At 53.9% G+C, this 2742-nt stretch carries 4 protein-coding genes and 1 pseudogene; 3 read left to right on the top strand and 2 right to left on the bottom strand.

All coding sequences use genetic code 11. From position 1 onward, the window contains the following. Positions 1–57: 57 nt before the first annotated feature. Entirely contained in the window at positions 58–588 is a 531-nt protein-coding gene (locus ABDZ36_RS02920) for a hypothetical protein (protein ID WP_211313746.1), read from the bottom strand. Positions 589–692: 104 nt separating this feature from the next. On the opposite strand from ABDZ36_RS02920, the gene ABDZ36_RS02915 reads away from it, so the two are divergent. The 3 genes and pseudogenes from ABDZ36_RS02915 (at position 693) to ABDZ36_RS02905 (ending at position 2050) form a co-directional block, all read left to right on the top strand. Continuing rightward, on the top strand, positions 693–914 hold the full coding sequence (locus ABDZ36_RS02915; RefSeq protein WP_188884452.1) for a hypothetical protein: 222 nt from the start codon (positions 693–695) through the stop codon (positions 912–914). 21 nt (positions 915–935) lie between these two features. Further along, positions 936–1758: pseudogene (locus ABDZ36_RS02910) on the top strand (IS5 family transposase). A gap of 76 nt (positions 1759–1834) precedes the next feature. Then, a complete protein-coding gene (locus ABDZ36_RS02905; RefSeq protein WP_188884451.1) occupies positions 1835–2050 on the top strand; it encodes a hypothetical protein in 216 nt (71 codons plus the stop codon). Between the two features lie 483 nt (positions 2051–2533). Here ABDZ36_RS02905 and ABDZ36_RS02900 read toward each other — a convergent pair. Then, positions 2534–2742, bottom strand: a 209-nt coding sequence (locus ABDZ36_RS02900; protein WP_343749196.1) for a transposase, incomplete at its 5' end; no start/stop codon positions are given.

The following is a 2742-nucleotide window of genomic DNA, read 5'->3' as shown; positions in this document are numbered from 1 at the left end:
CGTAGCTATAGGTGGAAAGTTGAGTATCACAATTCCAATACCGACGCTGTCTTGCATTCAACGCTGCAATTGAGTTCGATCTTGGTCGGCAGGTGTGACTTGATTAAGCGTGATGTTCGCATCGTATTCCTTCTGAATTTCTTCTATCCGCCGACCGAGAGCGGAACGGTCCATCTGCACTAAGAGCGGCCAAACCTCCCGGCCTTCTTCCATCTGTGACGGCCCGTCGAGTACGAACCCCCGAGAGAAGAACGCCGGACCGATGCCCTCAGTGAACTCGTATTCAATGAAGACGTCCTGTGAGAACATTCCGATAGCTGACTCAGGCGCAATGCTTTCCGTTGGTGTAGACTGTACCTCCTGAACACAACTGATTCGAGTTGAGTCCTTCGCGGTCTGGACGGCTTCCCTCACATGATCCGACGAATCCCCGTAGATCGTACATCGTTCGAAAGCCTGCCGCCCGTCCATAACGCTACCATGCCCGAGAACGCCGGCACCCGTCTCCTCCATGACTTCGACAGTCCAGCAGTCGGGATGCCACAGTTCCAATTTCACGCTAAGAAGTTCACTTCTCGGGAGTGCCATCGTGTTAACATTCTCCGGGTTGGTCAAAAAACATCGCCCCAAACCCGACTATGATAGGCAAGAATTCAATTCAATTCAGTTTAGGTACGGTTTCCGCTTGTAGTATGAGCACTGAAAACTCACAAACTGGGCTCGAACGAGCATTCACCCAACTGGGCGACCATGACCAATACGATTGGGTTCCGCTTCCAGAAGAACACTTCGAGGGCGTGTACAACAAGGTACTCTACTTCAACCGAGTTACTGGCGAGGTTTTCGAGCTGGTAAAAATCGAGGGCTCTGTAGTTTCGCTAGACGTAACGGCTACGACTGCGTTATTGCCGTAGAAAGCGAAGAGACAGATTGGTTTGACATCCGAGATCCGTCTCTTCACTCGTGTTACGGTCGCTAAGGCTAAATCAGTTGTCGCTAATCCTGACGAACCCGCCGACCCCGAAGGGGGTGGCGGGTTCGCCGAGTGGGCGATGCTTACGCTACACGCGCTTCGCATCGAACTGGGCAAATCCTACCGCGTTGCGGTGGATTTGCTCAGCGAGATGCCCGGCGTCCTCGACGAAATCGGCCTCACGCGACTTCCGCACTATACCGTCCTCCGCACGTGGTTTGCGCGGATTCCGACGCAGACGTGGCGTGCGTTTCTCGGCGCGTCAACCGAGAAACGCACTGGCCACGCTGCCATCGATTCAACCGGTATTTGACCGCGATCAGCCCAGCCGTCACTACGCCAACCGCACTAACTACCGCGTTCGAGCGCTGAAAGTCACCGCACTCGTGGATGTCGAAACGCTGTACATCACCGACATCCACTCCACAACAAGCAAGAAACACGATGCGAAGATCGGCCCGCAGGTCGCCCGGCGTAACGCCGGCGACCTGCGGAGCCTCGCCGCCGATCGAGGCTACGATTCGAAAGCCTTCCGTGACGAACTCCGCGAAAACGGCGTCCGACCGCTGATCAAACACCGTATCATGAACCCGCTCGATCACGCCCACAACACCCGCATGGACGGTGATCGGTACCACCAGCGCTCCATGTCAGAAACCGTCTTCTCCTCGATCAAGCGCACGCTCGGCGCAGCCGTGCGTGCGCGAAGCTGGTGGTTAGAGTTCCATGAAATGCTGCTCAAAGCTACCGTCTACAACCTCCGCCGGAGCGTGAGATATCCGTGAAATCAACCGCTGTGTACCGAAACTACAGAGCCAAAAATAGCAAAATATTTATATTTGGATGGAGCGAATGGCCAGTATGGCAAGCATCCTGAATACCAGCAAGGTCTCCCTGTTACTGAAAATCGGAGCGCTAGCCCTTGTCATCCAATTGATAGTCTTTCAGGGCAGCTTCGGCCTCGTCAGCGATCCCGGTCTGTCCGATTCACTTGAGAGTGTCCTTAGCAGCGGCTTACTGATCGCCGCGGTCGTTCTTCTCCTCGGTGGCCTCTTCCTCTACCTGAGCGATTCATAACTGTATTCTTTGTCCCGCTGCCGTCGTTAGCTGCACTTTTATTCCAATCAATTATTGCCAGTTGAATGAGGTATAAAATCTATCCCGTAATGTAACCTATTGGAGTTGGAGAAAATGAAGAGAAGACAAATACTGAAAATAGGAGTAACGAGTGGAGTAGCCCTGACTGGTCTCGGAACTGCTGCAGCGAGGCGACGAAGCCACGATGGGCCAGCTGGACAAGAGAGTGGCGAGTTCGAGGTAAGCGAATCCAGTTCACATGCAGCGTTGAATGCAAGACAGCGTCGGTATTGGAATTGTGATACTCAACTTTCCACCTATAGCTACGCTCTCTCGACGAATTCTCAGATCGGACGACTCAATTTCAGCCGACGTGCGCGGTGAGCAAAACATCAGTTTCACAAGATACCGTACGAACTATGAGATGGACGATGGTGATGCCTCTCCTCGATACGTCCAGAGAAGGAGAGCAGGCGGCGAGCCCTAACTCGCCGCCTGCGTTAGGTTATGTACGATGCACTTCCGTGTGAGCTCCCGGAACTGGCCATGCCAGCTCCGGGAGCGTATCTCATCGCCGTCGTCCTTCAGCATCGCAAACACGGTCTCACTCATCGACCGCTGGCTGTAGACGTCATCGTCAATTCTGGCGTTGTGAGCCTTCTTGAGCGCGTTTTGCTCGCAGTGTTTGATCA

Source organism: Halarchaeum salinum (genome assembly GCF_039520965.1).
In the GTDB taxonomy this organism is placed as follows: domain Archaea; phylum Halobacteriota; class Halobacteria; order Halobacteriales; family Halobacteriaceae; genus Halarchaeum; species Halarchaeum salinum.
This window is presented reverse-complemented; position numbering and strand designations above follow the sequence as displayed.